Source organism: Pseudomonas atagonensis (genome assembly GCF_011369485.1).
Classification (GTDB): domain Bacteria; phylum Pseudomonadota; class Gammaproteobacteria; order Pseudomonadales; family Pseudomonadaceae; genus Aquipseudomonas; species Aquipseudomonas atagonensis.
Genome location: NZ_VXCA01000025.1, coordinates 424,694 through 439,503, shown reverse-complemented (window position 1 = coordinate 439,503; position 14,810 = coordinate 424,694). Strand labels below are relative to the sequence as shown.

Below are 14,810 nucleotides of genomic sequence, written 5' to 3'. Positions count from 1 at the left end.
GCCGCCGGGGCCGTTCTCTCTAGTGCTATGTCGGGACTGAACAACCTTCCAGCCGACACCCCTGACGATTACCGAGGATAAGAAAAATGACTATCAAGACCGCTGCTGCTGGTGCCGCTCTCGCTTTGGCCGCCGCTACCATGTTTGCCGGTGTCGCAACCAACGCAATGGCTGCCGACGCCAACGTTCACTGTTACGGCGTGAACGCCTGTAAAGGCCAGAACGACTGCAAAACCAAAGATCACGCGTGCAAAGGCATGGGCTCCTGCAAGGGGCAGGGTTTCAAAGCCATGACTCAAGCGGCTTGCGAAAAAGCAGGTGGCAAGGTCGGCGAATAACTGACCGGCAAGTGCCGCCGCAGTGGCTCACACCACTGCGGCCACTTTTTTATCAGGAGTTTGCCCATGTCCGTTTCCGTTCCTTTCCTTGGCTACGGCCTCGGATTGCGCAGCGCTTACTACCAGCAGATCCTCGAACAGTCGCCAGACGTCGACTGGTTTGAAGTGGTCTCGGAAAACTTCATGGTGCAGGGCGGCAAAGCCCTGTATCACCTCGACGCCATCGCCGAGCGCTATCCGCTGGTGATGCATGGCGTTTCCCTGTCCATTGGCGGGCCGCATGCCCTCGATGCGGACTATCTGCAACAACTCAAACAATTGGCCGAGCGGGTCAAACCCGCGTGGATTTCCGACCACCTGTGCTGGAGCCGCGGCAACGCCCACCAACTGCATGACCTGCTGCCATTGCCCTACACCGAAGAAAGTCTCGAATACATCGCTGGCCGGGTGGCTCAGGTTCAGGATGTTCTGCAGCGCCCGTTGGTACTGGAGAACGTCTCCAGTTATGTCCGCGCCGCTTCCGATGATTTCACCGAATGGGAGTTTCTCGCCGCGTTGAGCCGTGAGAGTGGCTGCGAACTGCTGCTGGATGTGAACAACGTGTACGTCAGTTCACGCAACCACGGCTTCGATCCGTGGGCATTCATTGAAAGCTTGCCCGTCGACAAGGTTCGCCAGCTGCATCTTGCCGGGCACAGCGACTACGGCGATTACGTGATCGACACCCACGACCATCCCGTGAGCGATCCGGTGTGGGTGCTTTATCAACGCACGCTGGAGCACTTCGGCCCGGTGGCCACATTGCTGGAGCGGGACGACCATTTCCCGCCCTTCGAAGAACTGCTTGATGAATTGCAAAAGGCTCGTGAACTCGGCACCAAGGCCTTGGCCGGGAGGCAACAATGCGCTTGAGAGAGTGGCAAATAGCGTTCGAATCGTTTCTGCTGGATGAAGCGGCCAGCGCCCATCTGATCCTGGGCGACAGTCTGATTGGCGGGCCGACGCTGGATGTCGGCACCGGGCTGGCGATTTATCACAACGCCTACAAGGCGCGACTGCTCGAGGTATTGCGCAACGACTTCGAAGTGATCTGGCAGTGGATGGGCGATGAAGAGTTCGATCAACTCGCCACGGCTTATATCCGCGAACAACCCTCCGCACACTACAGCCTGCGTTGGCTGGGTAAAGGGTTTGAAGGGTTTATCCGCAGGTATCTGGTGCCGGAGCAGAATGCGCCACTGGCGGAGCTTGCAGCGCTGGAGTGGGCGTTCACCCTGGCGTTCGATGCGCCGGCGGGTGATCCGCTGACGATTGAAGGCATGGCGGCGCTGGCCCCGGAAGAATGGCCGGCACTTCGCGTCAAACCGACGCCCTCGTTGCAGTGGCTGGAATGCCATTTCAACAGCCTGGCAATGTGGCGCTCGGTCAAAGAGCAAAGCGAGTTCCCGGCCAGCGTTGCGCTTGAGGTGCCCAGGGTCTGCCTGATCTGGCGCAACGAGCTGATCTGCAACTACCGCAGCCTTGAAGCACCGGAAGTCGCCGCGCTGAACGGCTTGTTCAACCACGGCTGGAATTTCGCCGAACTGTGCGCGGAGTTAGCAGTCACTTATGGTGAGGGCGCTCCCCTTCAAGCCGTCACCTGGTTGAAACAGTGGGTGCAGGATGGCCTGTTGGAGCGTCTGGAACGATAGATCGGGCTGATCAGATCGATAGCCTGCTATTTTTCAAGGATGGTCTACCCTCAGATCAGACGTCTGAAACAAGGGGGGATTTTCCATGCTCGCGCAACTTCCACCGGCCTTACAGAACCTGCAGCTACCACTTCGCCTGCGACTCTGGGACGGCCATGAGTTCAATCTGGGGCCGACGCCCAGCGTCACCATCGTGGTCAAGGACCCGCAGATGGTCACCCAGTTCACCCATCCGAGCCTTGATGCGCTCGGGGCAGCATTCGTAGAAGGCAAACTCGAACTCGAGGGTTCAATCAGCGAGGTCATTCGGGTCTGCGATGAACTGAGCAACGCGCTGCTCGACGAAGATGACGACAGTCAGCCCGTGCGTTCGGTGCACGACAAGGAAACCGACGCCAAAGCCATTTCCTACCACTACGACCTGTCCAATGCGTTTTACCAGCTGTGGCTGGACAGCGACATGGCGTATTCCTGCGCGTATTTCGAAACGGGCAGCGAGACACTCGAACAGGCACAACAAGCCAAATTCCGTCATTTATGCCGCAAGCTGCGTCTGCAGCCGGGCGAGTATCTGCTGGATGTCGGTTGTGGCTGGGGCGGTTTGGCACGCTTTGCCGCGCTAGAATTCGGCGCCAAGGTATTCGGCATCACTTTGAGCAAGGAGCAACTGCAACTGGCGCGTGAGCGCGTCAAGGCCGAAGGTCTGGAAGATCAGGTCGAGCTGCAACTGCTCGACTATCGTGATCTGCCCCAGGATGGTCGCTTCGATAAAGTGGTCAGCGTCGGCATGTTCGAACACGTCGGCCACGCCAATCTGGCCGAGTACTGCAAAACCCTGTTCGGTGCGGTGAAGGAGGGCGGTCTGGTGATGAACCACGGCATCACCGCCAAGCACACCGATGGCCGTCCGGTCGGGCGCGGCGCCGGGGACTTTATCGAGAAATACGTATTCCCCAACGGCGAGCTACCGCATCTGGCGATGATTTCGGCCGAGATCAGCGAGGCAGGTCTGGAGATTGTCGACGTCGAAAGTCTGCGCCTGCACTACGCGCGCACCCTCGACCACTGGAGCGAACGGCTGGAAGACAATCTGGAAGCTGCCGCCAAACTGGTGCCGGATCAGGCGCTGCGTATCTGGCGGCTGTATCTGGCCGGTTGCGCTTACGCGTTCGCACGCGGCTGGATCAACCTGCACCAGATCCTCGCGGTGAAAGCACATCCTGATGGCAGCCATGAACTGCCCTGGACTCGCGACGACATCTACAACCCTTAACCTTTATAGAATCGGCGAAATCAGCCGGGCGATCCGCATGCCGACCTGTTGCAGGCGGTGGATCTCCCGGCTTTCTTCTTTGGCGATTTCATAGGCCTGGGCGAAGTCATCGTTGAGCATCTGTTCCACGCTGGCGGCAAAGGCACTGTCGACCGTCAGCAACATCACTTCGAAATTCAGCCGGAATGAACGGTTGTCCAGATTGGCGCTGCCGATTGCGCTGATCTCACTGTCGATCAGTACTACCTTCTGATGCAGGAAACCGGGTTCGTAACGAAACACCCGCACGCCCGCGCGCACCGCTTCAAAGGCATAGAGACTGGACGCGGCATAGACGATGCGGTGATCCGGGCGCGAAGGCAGCAGCAGTCGCACATCGACGCCGCGCAGGACGGCCAGGCGCAATGCGGCGAACACCGCCTCGTCGGGAATGAAATAAGGGCTGGTGATCCACACTCGTTCCGTCGCTGCATGGATGGCTTCAACAAAGAACAGCGAACAGGTTTCGTAGGCATCGGCCGGGCCACTGGCGAGTAACTGGCAGAGCACGCCGTCATCCGGGTATTCATCCGGCAGGATCAGCGGCGGCAATGTACGCGCGGCCCAGAACCAGTCTTCAGCGAAGGACTCCTGCATGCACGCCACCACCGGGCCGCGAACCTTGATATGGGTGTCGCGCCACGGCGCCAGTGGCGGCTTCTCGCCCATGTATTCGTCGCCGACGTTATGTCCGCCGACAAAACCGACCACGCCATCGACCACGACGATCTTGCGGTGATTACGAAAATTGACCTGAAAGCGATTGAGCCAGCCGCTGCGGGTGGCGAACGCTTTGACCTCGACACCGCCATCGCGCAGGGCTTGCACGTAACTGTGGGGCAGGGCGTGGCTGCCAATGCGGTCGTAGAGCAAATGAATCGTGACGCCTTCAGCGGCTTTCTTCAGCAGTAGATCGCGCAGGCGCTGGCCGAGTCGATCATCGTGAATGATGAAGAACTGGATCAGCACCGCTTCTTTTGCCTGATCGATGGCGTGGAAAATCGACTCGAAGGTTGCCGTGCCATTCACTAGCAGCTGTACTTCGTTGTTAGCCAGGCACGGCATCCGTCCCAGTTTCGGCATTGCCCGTAATGATGCGTAGGCGTTTGAAGCACGTGCAGTCAGGGCTTCTTCGACCCAAGGGCGCCAGTTCAGCTCTGAGATTGCCTGACGCATTTGCTCGTTGGCCTGGCGCCGCGCTTTGATGTAGCCATCGAAGGTGCTGCGCCCGAACACCAGATACGGAATCAGCGTCAGGTAAGGAATGAAGATCAGCGACAATGCCCAGGCGATCGAGCCTTGAGCCGTGCGCACCGTCAGTACGGCATGAATGGCGGCGATCAAGCCGAGGGTGTGTATCAGGGCGATCAAATAACCGAAAATGTGCGGTCCGAAATAATCCATGGGGCAGCCTTGCTCCGGAAGATTCAATGCTTAACAGACCATGTTCTGTCGCGAATGTCGCTATTTAATTGGTCCATGAACCGAAGCCATTGGCCGACGTCTAACGGCCACTACTGATCAGGAGTTTTTCGATGAACGTTCGTCTGCTGGGTTTGGCGCTGGGCATGGGTTTGGCTTTGCCGGTGATTGCTCAGGCGCAGATGCTGCAGCCGGGGCTGTGGGAAATGACGTCGAGCAATGTAAAGGTCGATGACCAGCCGATGGATGTGCAATCGATCCTCGGCCAGCTTCAAGGCCAGATGACCCCGCAGCAACGCGCGGCGCTGGAGAAGAACGGCATCAATATCGGCGGCAAGGGTATCCGCGCCTGCCTGACGCCAGAGCAAGTGGCGACCAATGATATTCCGCTGGCTGACCCGCAATCGGGCTGCAAACAGCAAATCACCGAGCGCAATGGCAATCAGTGGAAATTCCGCTTCAGTTGCCCGAAAGCGCAAGGCACTGGTGTCGCCACGTTCCTCAGTGATCGTGAATTCACCACCGTGGCCAACGGCACGTTCAACGCCATCGGCATCAATCAGAAAGGCAGCCTGGAAACCCGCGCAGTGTGGCTGGGTCAGGATTGCGGCACTGTGAAACCAAGAGCTTAAAAGCTTCGTGAGCAAGCCCACTCCCACATTGGAAGGCATTCCGAGTGTGAGAGCGAGCTTGCTCGCGAAGGCGTCATAACAGTCAGCGCATAAACCTCAGCGCTCGCCCGCGACACCCCTCATTCACCCGACCCTCCCGCCAGGCAATCTGTCCCGACACAATCGTCGCATTCACCCGATGCCGAAAGCTACGCCCGGCAAACGGCGTCCATCCGCACTGCGACAGAATCGGTTGCCGATCGACCTCCAGCGCCTGCGCTTCAACCAACACCAGATCCGCCCAATACCCTTCACGCAAATAACCCCGATCCGGAATCGCAAACAGATCCGCGACGCGATGGCTGGTCTTCGCCACCAGCGTGGTGATTGGCAGGATATCGTCCGCCACCAGTTCCAGCAGCGCCGGCAATGCGTGTTGCACCAATGGCAATCCCGAAGGCGCCTCGACATAAGGCAGCTGCTTTTCCGACCAGGTGTGCGGCGCATGATCACTGCCAATGACGTCCAGCCGATTGCTGTTCAGTGCTGCGCGCAAAGCATCGCGATCAACTTGAGTCTTGATCGCCGGGTTGCACTTGATCAGGTTGCCAAGCGCTGGGTAGTCGCGATCATCGAATAACAGATGGTGCAGACAGACCTCGGCAGTGACGTGTTTTTGCGTCAGTGGTTTGTCCTCGAACAACGCCAGTTCGCGCGCCGTGGTCAGATGCAAAACATGCAGACGTGTACCGTGCCGTTTCGCCAGATCCACCGCCATCGAGGAAGAGCGAAAACACGCCTCGGCGTTGCGAATCAGCGCATGAGCGGCTGGCGGGAGCTGGGTGCCGAACAACTCGCGCAGGTTGGCGGCATTGGCGTCGATGCTCGGCGTGTGCTCGCAGTGGGCCAGCAGAATCGTCGGCACTTCGGCGAACAGTCGCTCGAGAATCTGCGGATCGTCCACCAGCATGTTGCCGGTCGAAGCGCCCATGAACACTTTGACTCCGGCCACTTCGAAGGGATTGAGCGCGGCGACCGTGTCGAGGTTGTCGTGACTGACCCCGAAGTGAAAGCCGTAATTGGCCACCGAGTTCAGCGCTGCCCGATGTTTTTTATCGGCGAGTGCTTCAAGCGTAAGTGTGGCTGGCCGGGTATTGGGCATGTCCATGAAACTGGTGATGCCACCGGCCACCGCCGCCCGTGACTCGGTGAAGATGCTTCCCTTGGCCGGCGCACCGGGTTCGCGGAAATGCACTTGGTCATCGATCATGCCGGGTAGCAGCCACTGGCCGTTTGCATCGATTTCAACGGCTGCGTTTTCACCTTCGATACTGCGGGCAATCTTGACGATGCGCCCGTTGCTGACCAATAGATCGCTTTCGAATTCTCGCCCTTCATTGACCAGCCTTGCGTTGCGAATCAGCACACTTCTCATGGCTCAGAACTCGTTCTGCAGGGCTTTGTAGCCACGCACCAGATCAACGTTGGTGCGCGCGACGTCTTCGGAAAACTCCGATGCGCTGACACTCACCGGCGGGAATTGTGAAAGGTCAGTGTTCGGGCCGATGCGGGTGGTGGAGGGCACGTAGAACGCGTCGGGCAAATTGCGGCCATCGACCACCGAGTTGTGGCGCACGACGCACCCGTTACCGACCACGCAATTGAACAACACGCTGTTGAAACCGATGAACACGCGATCGCCGACCACGCACGGCCCATGCACGATCGAGCGATGGGCGATGGAACTGAATTCGCCAATGGTCACCGCCGCGCCGGATTTCGAGTGGATGACCACGCCGTCCTGAATGTTCGAATTGGCGCCGATGGTGATCGGTTCCATGTCGCCCGAAGCGTCTACTTCATCCGCGCGGATGACGGCGTAAGGGCCGACGAACACGTTCTCGCCGATGATCACTTTGCCGCAGATGATCGCGGTTTTATCGACGTACGCCGACTCGGCAATTTGCGGTAAATCACCTGATGGGTTTTTACGGATCATGGTTGGCTCAGCGCGTTGTAGAGGGTGTTGAGGTTGTATTCGAACAATCCGGTGAACGTACTGGCCGGGCCGCTGGCGGCGAGGGCATCCGAGTACAGCGTGCCACCGATGTGCGCGCCACTTTCTTCGGCAATCTGTTTGAGCAGGCGCGCATCTTTGATGTTTTCCATGAACACCGCTTTGACCTTGGCCTGACGGATCTGAGTGATCAGCGCCGCGACTTCTGCAGCCGACGGTTCGCGCTCGGTGGACAAACCTTGCGGCGCCATGAAGTCGATGCCGTAGGCCTGACCGAGGTAGCCGAAGGCGTCGTGGCTGGTGACGATCTTGCGGTTGCCGGCTGGCAGCGAGCCGAGCTTGGCCTTGGCTTCGGCGAGCAGGGCGTAGATCTGCTTGAGGTAGGTCTGGCTGTTACGCTCGTAGTCAGCCTTGTTCGCCGGATCGGCAGCGATCAACGCCTTGGTGATGTTGGCGACATACAACTCGGTGTTTGCCAGGTTGTGCCAGGCGTGCGGGTCGGGAATGGTCTCGCCGTCCTCATCCAGCGAGCGAGGGATCACACCGTGACTGGCACTGACGACGGCCGCCTGGGTGTCGGTACTGGTCACCATTCGATCCAGCCATGGTTCGAAGCCAAGACCGTTTTTGATGATCAACTTCGCCTTGAGCAACGCTTTGGCATCGTCCGGTGTCGGCTCGTAGGTGTGCGCGTCGGCATCCGGGCCGACCATGTTGGTGATCTGGATATGCTCGCCGCCGACTTGATGAACCATGTCGGCGAGAATGCTGAAGCTGGTGACCACGGGCAGTTTTTCCGCTGCCGACAATGACATCGACAGCATCAGGCTGAACAACACGAGTAGGGCGCGCATCGGGAAACACCTCATTGGGACGTGAGCAGGGGCGGGCGGCGCAGCAGACCGTGAACCGGCCCGAACACCACGGACAGCAGATAGCCGACGCCGGCGACCAGCACGATGGCCGGCCCGCTGGGAAGCGAGTAGTAGAACGACAACAGCAATCCGAGCCATACCGACAGGCAACCGATGAGCGCCGCCATGGCAATCAGGATCGGCAGGCGTCGGCTCCAGAACCGCGAAGCAGCGGCGGGCAGCATCATCAAACCGACCACCATCAACGCGCCGATGGCTTGAAATCCGATCACCAGATTCAGCACGACCAGCGTCAGAAACACGCCGTGGGCGAGGGGGCCAAGTCTGCTGACGGTGCGCAAAAACAATGGGTCGAGCGTGTCGAGCAGCAACGGTTTGTAGATCAGGGCCATGGCGATCAGACTGAAGCCCGAGACCCATAACATTCCGTTAAGCGTCGGCCCGTCGACCGCCAGTGCCGAGCCGAACAGCAAATGCAAAAGGTCGAGGCGCTTACCGGCGATGCCGAGAATGAGTACGCCGCTGGCCAGTGAGATTGGATAGATCGCGGCGAGACTGGCGTCTTCGCGCAGTCCGGTACGCCGGGTTATCCACGCGGCGAGGCCAGCCATGCTCAGGCCCGCGCCGAGACCGCCGAAGGTCAGCGCCGGCAGACTCAGGCCAGCGAACCAGAAACCCAATGCCGCGCCGGGAAGGATGCCGTGGGCGACCGCATCGCCGATCAGGCTCATGCGTCGCAGGATCAGAAACACACCAAGGGGAGCAATGCTGCAGGCAAGTACCAATCCGCCAAGCAAGGCGCGTTGCATGAACACGAATTCGCTGAACGGTTGCCAGAAGTGGGCGAGTGTGTGCATCAGGCTACTCGCGCCTCGGATGTTTGCTGGATCAGTTCGCTGCTGGCGCCATACACGCAGCTGTGGTTTTTGATCAGCAGTGCCTGCGTAATGTGTTGGCGAACGGCAGCCAGATCGTGACAAACGACTAGCAGTGTCCGGCCTTCGGCATGCCAGGCGTGGATGTGTTGCCACAGCAGTTGTTGACCGAGTTCATCGAGGGCCGCGTGAGGTTCGTCGAGTAGCAGAACGGGGGCGTCGACAAGGCTCAATCGAGCGAGCAGGGCACGTTGCAATTCGCCACCGGAAAGCGCCATTAGTGGGCGATGTTCGAGACCGCTCAACTCCCAGTTTTTCAGCGCGGCTTGCAATCGTTGGGCACGCAATTGCGTCGACAGTCGTCGTCCCCAAAAACCGGCGGCGACCAGATCTTCGAGGCTGATCGGGAACTGCCGATCCAGATGCTGTTGCTGAGGCAGGAAGGACAAGCCGCTCTGGCGCGGGACACTGAGTGCGACCTTGCCGGCTAATGGTTTTTGTAACCCTGCGATGACTTTTAGCAGGCTGCTTTTGCCGCAGCCGTTGGCGCCGATGATTGCGGTCAGGCTGCCGCTTTCCAGCTCGAGGCTTAGGGGCGATGTCAGCGGTTGACCGGGTGCGCCCCAACTCAGGGATTGGCAGCGGATCATGCGGACTCTCGCTGCCAAGTGCTTTCGGCGACGGCATCGTGGGCATGCAGGCTTTCTGCGTGGATGACTCTGATGTGGAATCCACTGATCCCCGGAGAACGGCGCAAGGCGAGGTTAAGTCGGCGGGCGGCGTCTTCGCAGAACATCAGGTTCTGGCCGTTAGCCAAGGCGAAGGCTTGTTCGTCGGCGCGTTTCACTGCGGTTTGTACCGCGGTACCGAGGGCGGCTTCGGCGTCGTTGATGATCGCGGTGAAAGGTAATTCGTCGACGAAGTCTTCGAGGTGCACATGGAGTTCTGCGGTGCTGCGTTGGCTGTGTGGCGTTGCGATGACGCCTTGGGTCGATCCTAGCCACCCCAGAACGTCAGCGTGATGCAGAGCTTTATTGGCAAAGTCGTCGATGAATTGCTGTTGGATCAACTGCCTCGCCAACGCTGCAGAACAGGGGCAAGTCGAAGAGTAGGGCACTTCGATTTTGAGTTCCACGTGGAACACTTGGTTTTCCAAACGGGCAGAAATGGTTACGGGATAGGATTTCCACCCTGACAAAGGGCTGACTAACGCCGGCCGTTTCAGCAGTAGATCACTGTGGATGTTCAGGTAAGCAGCGTTGGACAAGCCGTCGTGACTCTGCAGAAAACGCTGAAGAACTTGATGCATCAGGGTGGGTGAAAGGTTCTCTAGCTCTAGCGCTTCTAACGCCAGGTATAAGCGCGACATGTGAATCCCGCGTGCCTCGCCATCATCCAGGCTCACACCCGCATCAGCCTTTGCACTGAGGCGTTGGCCTTCCAGCAAAATCGGCAAGGCAATGCCGCGCATGCCAACCCATTCCAGTGGAAGAGCCTGGCGAGCGACTTGGGCGGCGATGTCCGGGAGTGTCAGCGAATTCATGTTCAGGCCCATCGTGTTGATTGAATTAGATGTTACATTATAACAATTCAAATCACGATGCCTTTTTCATGAACAGGCTTTCACATGCACAGACGTCATTTGCTCAATCTGATTCTGGCCAGCGCGGCTTTCGTTCTGCCTTTCACTGCTTCAGCGACACAAATCCGCAGCGCGCGCATTTGGCGTTCGGATGAGAAATTGAGATTGGTGTTCGATTTGACTGGGCCAGTGATCTACAAGACTTTCACACTGACTGCGCCGGAACGGTTGATCATTGACCTGACTGGCGCCAATTTCAGCTCAGACTTCAGTCATTTGGATGTCGGCAATACGGTGATCCGCTCGATACGATCTGGTCCCATCGGTCAGGGAAATGCTCGAATAGTGCTCGATCTGAGTCATCCAGTGCTTTTGAACAGTTTCCTTTTAGCGCCCCAGGACGGCCAGGGACATCGCTTGGTGTTGGACTTGGTCAGTGCTCAAAAGGCTTCGGTTGCGCCAAAGGTTCCACGTGAAACACCCCAGAAAGGTCCCCATCCAAAGCGCGACATCATCGTGGTTGTTGATCCCGGGCATGGCGGAAAAGACCCTGGAGCAGTCGGTGCAAAAGGCGAGCGAGAAAAGGATGTCGTGTTATCCATCGCGCAATTGCTCGCGAAACGGCTGAAAAAAGAGAAAGGTTTCGACGTGAAACTCGTACGCAATGACGACTTTTTTGTTCCTCTACGCAAGCGCGTGGAGATTGCTCGTCAGCACAAAGCCGACATGTTCATCTCAGTCCACGCCGACGCCGCCCCTCGGCTGACAGCTTCCGGTGCGTCGGTTTATTGCTTGTCCGAAGGAGGCGCGACATCGGCCACCGCTCGTTTTATGGCGCAGCGTGAAAACGGAGCCGACTTGCTCGGCGCAACCAGTCTGCTCAATTTGAAAGACAAAGATCCAATGCTCGCCGGTGTGATTCTCGACATGTCGATGAATGCCACCATCGCAGCGAGTCTTCAGCTTGGGGGCACGATTCTCAGCAGTCTGGCTGGCATCACTGCGCTGCATCAAAAGCGCGTCGAACAGGCGGGTTTTGCCGTGCTGAAGTCACCTGATGTGCCTTCGATCCTGGTGGAAACCGGCTTCATATCCAATGCACGCGACAGCCAGCGACTGGTCACTGCGAGGCATCAGCAAGCGATCGCCGACGGATTATTCAACGGTTTGCAGCGTTACTTTCAAAAGAACCCGCCGCTCGACAGCTACCTAGCCTGGCAGCAAGAGCAAAAAAACGCGCAGGTTTAACAGCCGGTAATCCGGCTGCAAGTGAATTTAGCGCTACTGCCACCTGAGCTGGAGAAGCGGTTGATGGTCGTCCAGCCTACCCGGCGGGTGTAACCGACCCAGGCCTCCCCGTCCGAAGCGATGCCGGTGAAGAACGTCAGTTGCCCGAAGCGGCTGTTGGTTTGTGCCCAGTAACGCTGGCCGTTCTTTTCGAAGCCACGCAGATAGAGCGTTGAGCCAACGGTATTGACGCTGTATGCGTTGCCTTCGTCATCCACGCAGGCCAACAGAGTTGCACTGCGTGTGCAGGTGGCAGGTTGTGGAATTTGCGCCCATGCATCCTCAGTTGCCAGCAGTACGAGGCTCAACATCAAACATTTCAGCGTTTGGTTCATGAGAATTCCGGGCAGCGGATTGATTGCAGCTTCCTGCGTTTTGTCGACGAGGGCAAGTAAAGGGCTGGCGTGCTTACATTGTTATACTATAACATAAATTCGCACTGAGCCTGAACCGACCGATTTCAAGCGTTTGCCGTCTGCGAACCCATCGTATGAGGCCAAAAACGCCATGCGCACGCAAAAGCGTTGATCGGCGCCTTTTCGATGAGGATTATCCAATGTCAGATAAATTGCCCGTGACCGTTCTTTCAGGATTTTTAGGCGCCGGAAAAAGTACGCTTTTGAATTACGTACTACGTAATCGAAAGGGCTTGCGCGTCGCCGTTATCGTCAACGATATGAGCGAAATCAATATCGATGGCAGCGAAGTTCAGCGTGATGTCAGCCTCAACCGCGCTGAAGAGAAACTCGTGGAAATGAGCAATGGCTGCATCTGCTGTACGTTACGCGAAGACCTGCTCGAAGAAGTCAGCAAGCTCGCCCGCGACGGTCGCTTTGATTACTTATTGATCGAATCCACTGGCATTTCCGAACCGCTGCCCGTAGCGGAGACCTTCACCTTTCGTGATGAACAGGGGCAAAGCATCGCTGACATCGCCCGCCTCGACACTATGGTGACTGTAGTCGACGGCATGAACTTTCTCCCTGACTACCAGGCAGCAGAAAGCCTGGCGTCCCGGGGCGAAATCCTCGGGGAAGAAGACGAGCGCTCGATCACAGACCTGCTGATCGAGCAAATCGAATTCGCCGACGTTTTGTTGATCAGCAAGATCGATCTAATCAGCCAGCATGAGCGAGATGAGTTGATTGCTATCCTCAAGCGTCTCAACGCCCACGCCGAAATCATTCCGATGGTCATGGGCGAAGTGTCGCTGGAGAAGGTTCTCAACACCGGTCGATTCGACTTCGAACGAGCCGCCCAGGCACCAGGCTGGTTGCAGGAATTACGTGGTGAGCATGTCGCGGAGACCGAAGAGTACGGAATCGCCTCCACGGCGTACCGCGCCCGTCGCCCCTTCCACCCGCAACGCTTCTTCAACTTCATCGACCGGCCATGGCTGAACGGCAAATTGCTGCGCTCCAAAGGCTTTTTCTGGCTCGCCAGTAAACCCTCGGATGCCGGTAGCTGGTCCCAGGCCGGAGGTTTGATGCGGCATGGATTCGCCGGGCGCTGGTGGCGCTTCGTGCCGAAAAACCAATGGCCGCAGGATCAGGAAAGTACCCGCGCGATTATGGAAAACTGGACGCCGAGCGTAGGCGATTGTCGTCAAGAGTTGGTGTTCATCGGCCAAAACATCAATTTCGTACAGCTTTCGGAGGAACTCGACGCCTGCTTGCTGACCGATGATGAAATGGCGCTGGGTGCAGAGGGCTGGCGACTGCTGGCGGATCCGTTTGGCCCTTGGCACGACGAGGCAGCTTGATGCTCGCACTGAAACTGCAGCAACACCGCACCCGATATCAGCATCAAGGCCCGACGCCGAACGATCTGACTCGAATCCTCGACGACGAAATCAACCTCGCCGTCTGGCAACGGCAATTGCCGCTGCACATCGCCGATTTCGCCAACCTTTTGCTCTCTCTCGACGAGCCTTTGGCCGAGTCGTTGTGTCTGGAACTGGCCGACGAAGAGGCTGAACCCGATCTCTGCGGATTGGCCTCAGGCTTTCGCGATCTGGAGGGTTATGACGGCTTTATTGCCGATCTGAAATGGATGGTCAGCGCGTTCGCTTGTCTACTCGGGGCACGTCGAATGGGTCTGCGTTTACGGGTGCTGGATAAAGCCATGTGTCCGCGCTTTCATGTAGATCATGTGCCTGTTCGCCTGATCACCACTTACGCCGGAGCTGGCAGTCAGTGGCTCAAGGAAGGCGCGATGGATCGTCAGCAACTGGGCCAGGCAAACGCCGAACCGCAGGATGCCGCCCAGATCCAGCAACTGAACAGCGGCGAAGTGGCGTTGTTGAAGGGCGAAAAATGGCGTGGCAATGAAGGCTTCGGTTTGATCCATCGCTCGCCGCAACTCGCTCAGGGTGAACGACGCCTGATGCTGACGCTCGACTGGCTCGGCTAGCGCTTCAAGGCTTGAGCCATGCGCCTTGGCTCTGACCTTCGCAATACGGCTTCAAGTAGGCCGCATCGGTGGCGACGCCGTAATAGTGGATATCCTGGCGATAGGGCATATTGGCGACTTGTGCGTTGCTGCACACGCCGAATGCCCCGCTCGGGCATTGATCGACGTACTGCACGTCGACTTTCTGGCCGGCCAGCGTTGGCTGACAGAAGCCGTCGTTAAACAGTTTTTCCGGGATGTTGCGGTTCTGCTGACAGACTTTGACGTCGAGCCGCTCGCCCTGACTGTGCACCACGCAGGCCTGGGCCAACACTTCGCTCGACATCAGCAGCAACAGCAACGACCATCCGTTCCAACGCATCTTCGCCCTCCTCAGGAACTCTCCCCA

17 protein-coding genes are annotated in these 14,810 nt (G+C 58.1%); 8 read left to right on the top strand and 9 right to left on the bottom strand.

From position 1 onward, the window contains the following. Positions 1 to 86: 86 nt before the first annotated feature. The 4 genes from bufA2 to cfaB all read left to right on the top strand — a co-directional run bounded on the left by bufA2 (position 87) and on the right by cfaB (position 3,302). Positions 87 to 338 carry a BufA2 family periplasmic bufferin-type metallophore gene (gene bufA2, locus F2P67_RS17595; RefSeq protein WP_123470041.1) on the top strand — a complete coding sequence of 84 codons (252 nt, stop codon included), beginning with the start codon at positions 87 to 89 and terminating at the stop codon, positions 336 to 338. A gap of 66 nt (positions 339 to 404) precedes the next feature. Continuing rightward, entirely contained in the window at positions 405 to 1,250 is an 846-nt protein-coding gene (bufB, locus tag F2P67_RS17590; protein WP_166222023.1) for an MNIO family bufferin maturase, read from the top strand. Then, positions 1,241 to 2,029 carry an HvfC/BufC N-terminal domain-containing protein gene (locus F2P67_RS17585; protein WP_166222021.1) on the top strand — a complete coding sequence of 263 codons (789 nt, stop codon included), beginning with the start codon at positions 1,241 to 1,243 and terminating at the stop codon, positions 2,027 to 2,029. The genes bufB and F2P67_RS17585 overlap by 10 nt, the downstream gene beginning before the upstream one ends. Before the next feature lie 85 nt (positions 2,030 to 2,114). Continuing rightward, positions 2,115 to 3,302 carry a C17 cyclopropane fatty acid synthase CfaB gene (gene cfaB, locus F2P67_RS17580; protein WP_166222020.1) on the top strand — a complete coding sequence of 396 codons (1,188 nt, stop codon included), beginning with the start codon at positions 2,115 to 2,117 and terminating at the stop codon, positions 3,300 to 3,302. A gap of 3 nt (positions 3,303 to 3,305) precedes the next feature. Here the strand turns inward: cfaB and cls are convergent, their stop codons facing one another. Further along, positions 3,306 to 4,745, bottom strand: coding sequence for a cardiolipin synthase (gene cls / locus F2P67_RS17575; RefSeq protein ID WP_166222019.1), 1,440 nt, complete (start codon positions 4,743 to 4,745; stop codon positions 3,306 to 3,308). A 131-nt stretch (positions 4,746 to 4,876) separates the two neighbouring features. Between cls and F2P67_RS17570 the strand changes: the two genes are divergently transcribed. Continuing rightward, entirely contained in the window at positions 4,877 to 5,395 is a 519-nt protein-coding gene (locus F2P67_RS17570) for a DUF3617 domain-containing protein (RefSeq protein WP_166222017.1), read from the top strand. Positions 5,396 to 5,477: 82 nt separating this feature from the next. Here F2P67_RS17570 and F2P67_RS17565 read toward each other — a convergent pair whose 3' ends face one another. Genes F2P67_RS17565 through folE2 form a run of 6 tightly spaced genes read right to left on the bottom strand, consistent with a single transcriptional unit; the run spans position 5,478 to position 10,684 of the window. Further along, complete coding sequence (locus F2P67_RS17565) at positions 5,478 to 6,809, bottom strand: dihydroorotase (protein ID WP_166222015.1); 1,332 nt, start codon at positions 6,807 to 6,809, stop codon at positions 5,478 to 5,480. 3 nt (positions 6,810 to 6,812) lie between these two features. Beyond that, entirely contained in the window at positions 6,813 to 7,373 is a 561-nt protein-coding gene (locus F2P67_RS17560; protein WP_166222013.1) for a gamma carbonic anhydrase family protein, read from the bottom strand. Beyond that, positions 7,370 to 8,245, bottom strand: a complete 876-nt coding sequence (locus tag F2P67_RS17555) for a metal ABC transporter substrate-binding protein (protein ID WP_166222011.1) — start codon at positions 8,243 to 8,245, stop codon at positions 7,370 to 7,372. Before F2P67_RS17555 ends, F2P67_RS17560 begins: the two co-directional genes overlap by 4 nt. A gap of 11 nt (positions 8,246 to 8,256) precedes the next feature. Next, positions 8,257 to 9,123: a metal ABC transporter permease gene (locus F2P67_RS17550; RefSeq protein WP_166222009.1), complete on the bottom strand. Its 867-nt coding sequence runs from the start codon at positions 9,121 to 9,123 to the stop codon at positions 8,257 to 8,259. After that, the gene (locus F2P67_RS17545) at positions 9,123 to 9,791 is read right to left on the bottom strand and encodes a metal ABC transporter ATP-binding protein (RefSeq protein ID WP_166222007.1); all 669 of its coding nucleotides are present in this window, start codon (positions 9,789 to 9,791) and stop codon (positions 9,123 to 9,125) included. The genes F2P67_RS17550 and F2P67_RS17545 overlap by 1 nt, the downstream gene beginning before the upstream one ends. Further along, a complete protein-coding gene (folE2, locus tag F2P67_RS17540) occupies positions 9,788 to 10,684 on the bottom strand; it encodes a GTP cyclohydrolase FolE2 (RefSeq protein WP_166222005.1) in 897 nt (298 codons plus the stop codon). Before folE2 ends, F2P67_RS17545 begins: the two co-directional genes overlap by 4 nt. Positions 10,685 to 10,768: 84 nt before the next feature. On the opposite strand from folE2, the gene F2P67_RS17535 reads away from it, so the two are divergent. After that, positions 10,769 to 11,971 carry an N-acetylmuramoyl-L-alanine amidase gene (locus F2P67_RS17535; protein WP_166222003.1) on the top strand — a complete coding sequence of 401 codons (1,203 nt, stop codon included), beginning with the start codon at positions 10,769 to 10,771 and terminating at the stop codon, positions 11,969 to 11,971. Here F2P67_RS17535 and F2P67_RS17530 read toward each other — a convergent pair. Then, the gene (locus F2P67_RS17530; RefSeq protein WP_166222001.1) at positions 11,968 to 12,345 is read right to left on the bottom strand and encodes a glutamine synthetase; all 378 of its coding nucleotides are present in this window, start codon (positions 12,343 to 12,345) and stop codon (positions 11,968 to 11,970) included. The genes F2P67_RS17535 and F2P67_RS17530 overlap by 4 nt on opposite strands. A gap of 221 nt (positions 12,346 to 12,566) precedes the next feature. On the opposite strand from F2P67_RS17530, the gene zigA reads away from it, so the two are divergent. Beyond that, positions 12,567 to 13,772 (top strand): zinc metallochaperone GTPase ZigA, encoded by a 1,206-nt coding sequence (gene zigA, locus F2P67_RS17525; protein ID WP_166221999.1) that lies wholly within the window; start codon positions 12,567 to 12,569, stop codon positions 13,770 to 13,772. Then, positions 13,772 to 14,422 carry a DUF1826 domain-containing protein gene (locus F2P67_RS17520; protein WP_166221997.1) on the top strand — a complete coding sequence of 217 codons (651 nt, stop codon included), beginning with the start codon at positions 13,772 to 13,774 and terminating at the stop codon, positions 14,420 to 14,422. The genes zigA and F2P67_RS17520 overlap by 1 nt, the downstream gene beginning before the upstream one ends. A 4-nt stretch (positions 14,423 to 14,426) precedes the next feature. On the opposite strand, the gene F2P67_RS17515 is transcribed toward F2P67_RS17520, so the two are convergent. Then, on the bottom strand, positions 14,427 to 14,783 hold the full coding sequence (locus tag F2P67_RS17515; RefSeq protein WP_166221995.1) for an NADH:ubiquinone oxidoreductase: 357 nt from the start codon (positions 14,781 to 14,783) through the stop codon (positions 14,427 to 14,429). Positions 14,784 to 14,810: the final 27 nt, after the last annotated feature.

What these genes read in the sequence shown, in the direction of transcription:
- cfaB (WP_166222020.1), top strand. Translation starts at nt 2,115, where the DNA reads ATGCTCGCGCAACTTCCACCGGCCTTACAGAACCTGCAGCTACCACTT.
- F2P67_RS17535 (WP_166222003.1), top strand. Translation starts at nt 10,769, where the DNA reads ATGCACAGACGTCATTTGCTCAATCTGATTCTGGCCAGCGCGGCTTTC.
- zigA (WP_166221999.1), top strand. Translation starts at nt 12,567, where the DNA reads ATGTCAGATAAATTGCCCGTGACCGTTCTTTCAGGATTTTTAGGCGCC.
- F2P67_RS17560 (WP_166222013.1), bottom strand. Translation starts at nt 7,373, where the DNA reads ATGATCCGTAAAAACCCATCAGGTGATTTACCGCAAATTGCCGAGTCG.
- F2P67_RS17545 (WP_166222007.1), bottom strand. Translation starts at nt 9,791, where the DNA reads ATGATCCGCTGCCAATCCCTGAGTTGGGGCGCACCCGGTCAACCGCTG.
- F2P67_RS17570 (WP_166222017.1), top strand. Translation starts at nt 4,877, where the DNA reads ATGAACGTTCGTCTGCTGGGTTTGGCGCTGGGCATGGGTTTGGCTTTG.
- bufB (WP_166222023.1), top strand. Translation starts at nt 405, where the DNA reads ATGTCCGTTTCCGTTCCTTTCCTTGGCTACGGCCTCGGATTGCGCAGC.
- F2P67_RS17550 (WP_166222009.1), bottom strand. Translation starts at nt 9,123, where the DNA reads ATGCACACACTCGCCCACTTCTGGCAACCGTTCAGCGAATTCGTGTTC.
- F2P67_RS17565 (WP_166222015.1), bottom strand. Translation starts at nt 6,809, where the DNA reads ATGAGAAGTGTGCTGATTCGCAACGCAAGGCTGGTCAATGAAGGGCGA.
- cls (WP_166222019.1), bottom strand. Translation starts at nt 4,745, where the DNA reads ATGGATTATTTCGGACCGCACATTTTCGGTTATTTGATCGCCCTGATA.
- F2P67_RS17515 (WP_166221995.1), bottom strand. Translation starts at nt 14,783, where the DNA reads ATGCGTTGGAACGGATGGTCGTTGCTGTTGCTGCTGATGTCGAGCGAA.
- F2P67_RS17555 (WP_166222011.1), bottom strand. Translation starts at nt 8,245, where the DNA reads ATGCGCGCCCTACTCGTGTTGTTCAGCCTGATGCTGTCGATGTCATTG.
- F2P67_RS17585 (WP_166222021.1), top strand. Translation starts at nt 1,241, where the DNA reads ATGCGCTTGAGAGAGTGGCAAATAGCGTTCGAATCGTTTCTGCTGGAT.
- bufA2 (WP_123470041.1), top strand. Translation starts at nt 87, where the DNA reads ATGACTATCAAGACCGCTGCTGCTGGTGCCGCTCTCGCTTTGGCCGCC.
- folE2 (WP_166222005.1), bottom strand. Translation starts at nt 10,684, where the DNA reads ATGAATTCGCTGACACTCCCGGACATCGCCGCCCAAGTCGCTCGCCAG.
- F2P67_RS17520 (WP_166221997.1), top strand. Translation starts at nt 13,772, where the DNA reads ATGCTCGCACTGAAACTGCAGCAACACCGCACCCGATATCAGCATCAA.
- F2P67_RS17530 (WP_166222001.1), bottom strand. Translation starts at nt 12,345, where the DNA reads ATGAACCAAACGCTGAAATGTTTGATGTTGAGCCTCGTACTGCTGGCA.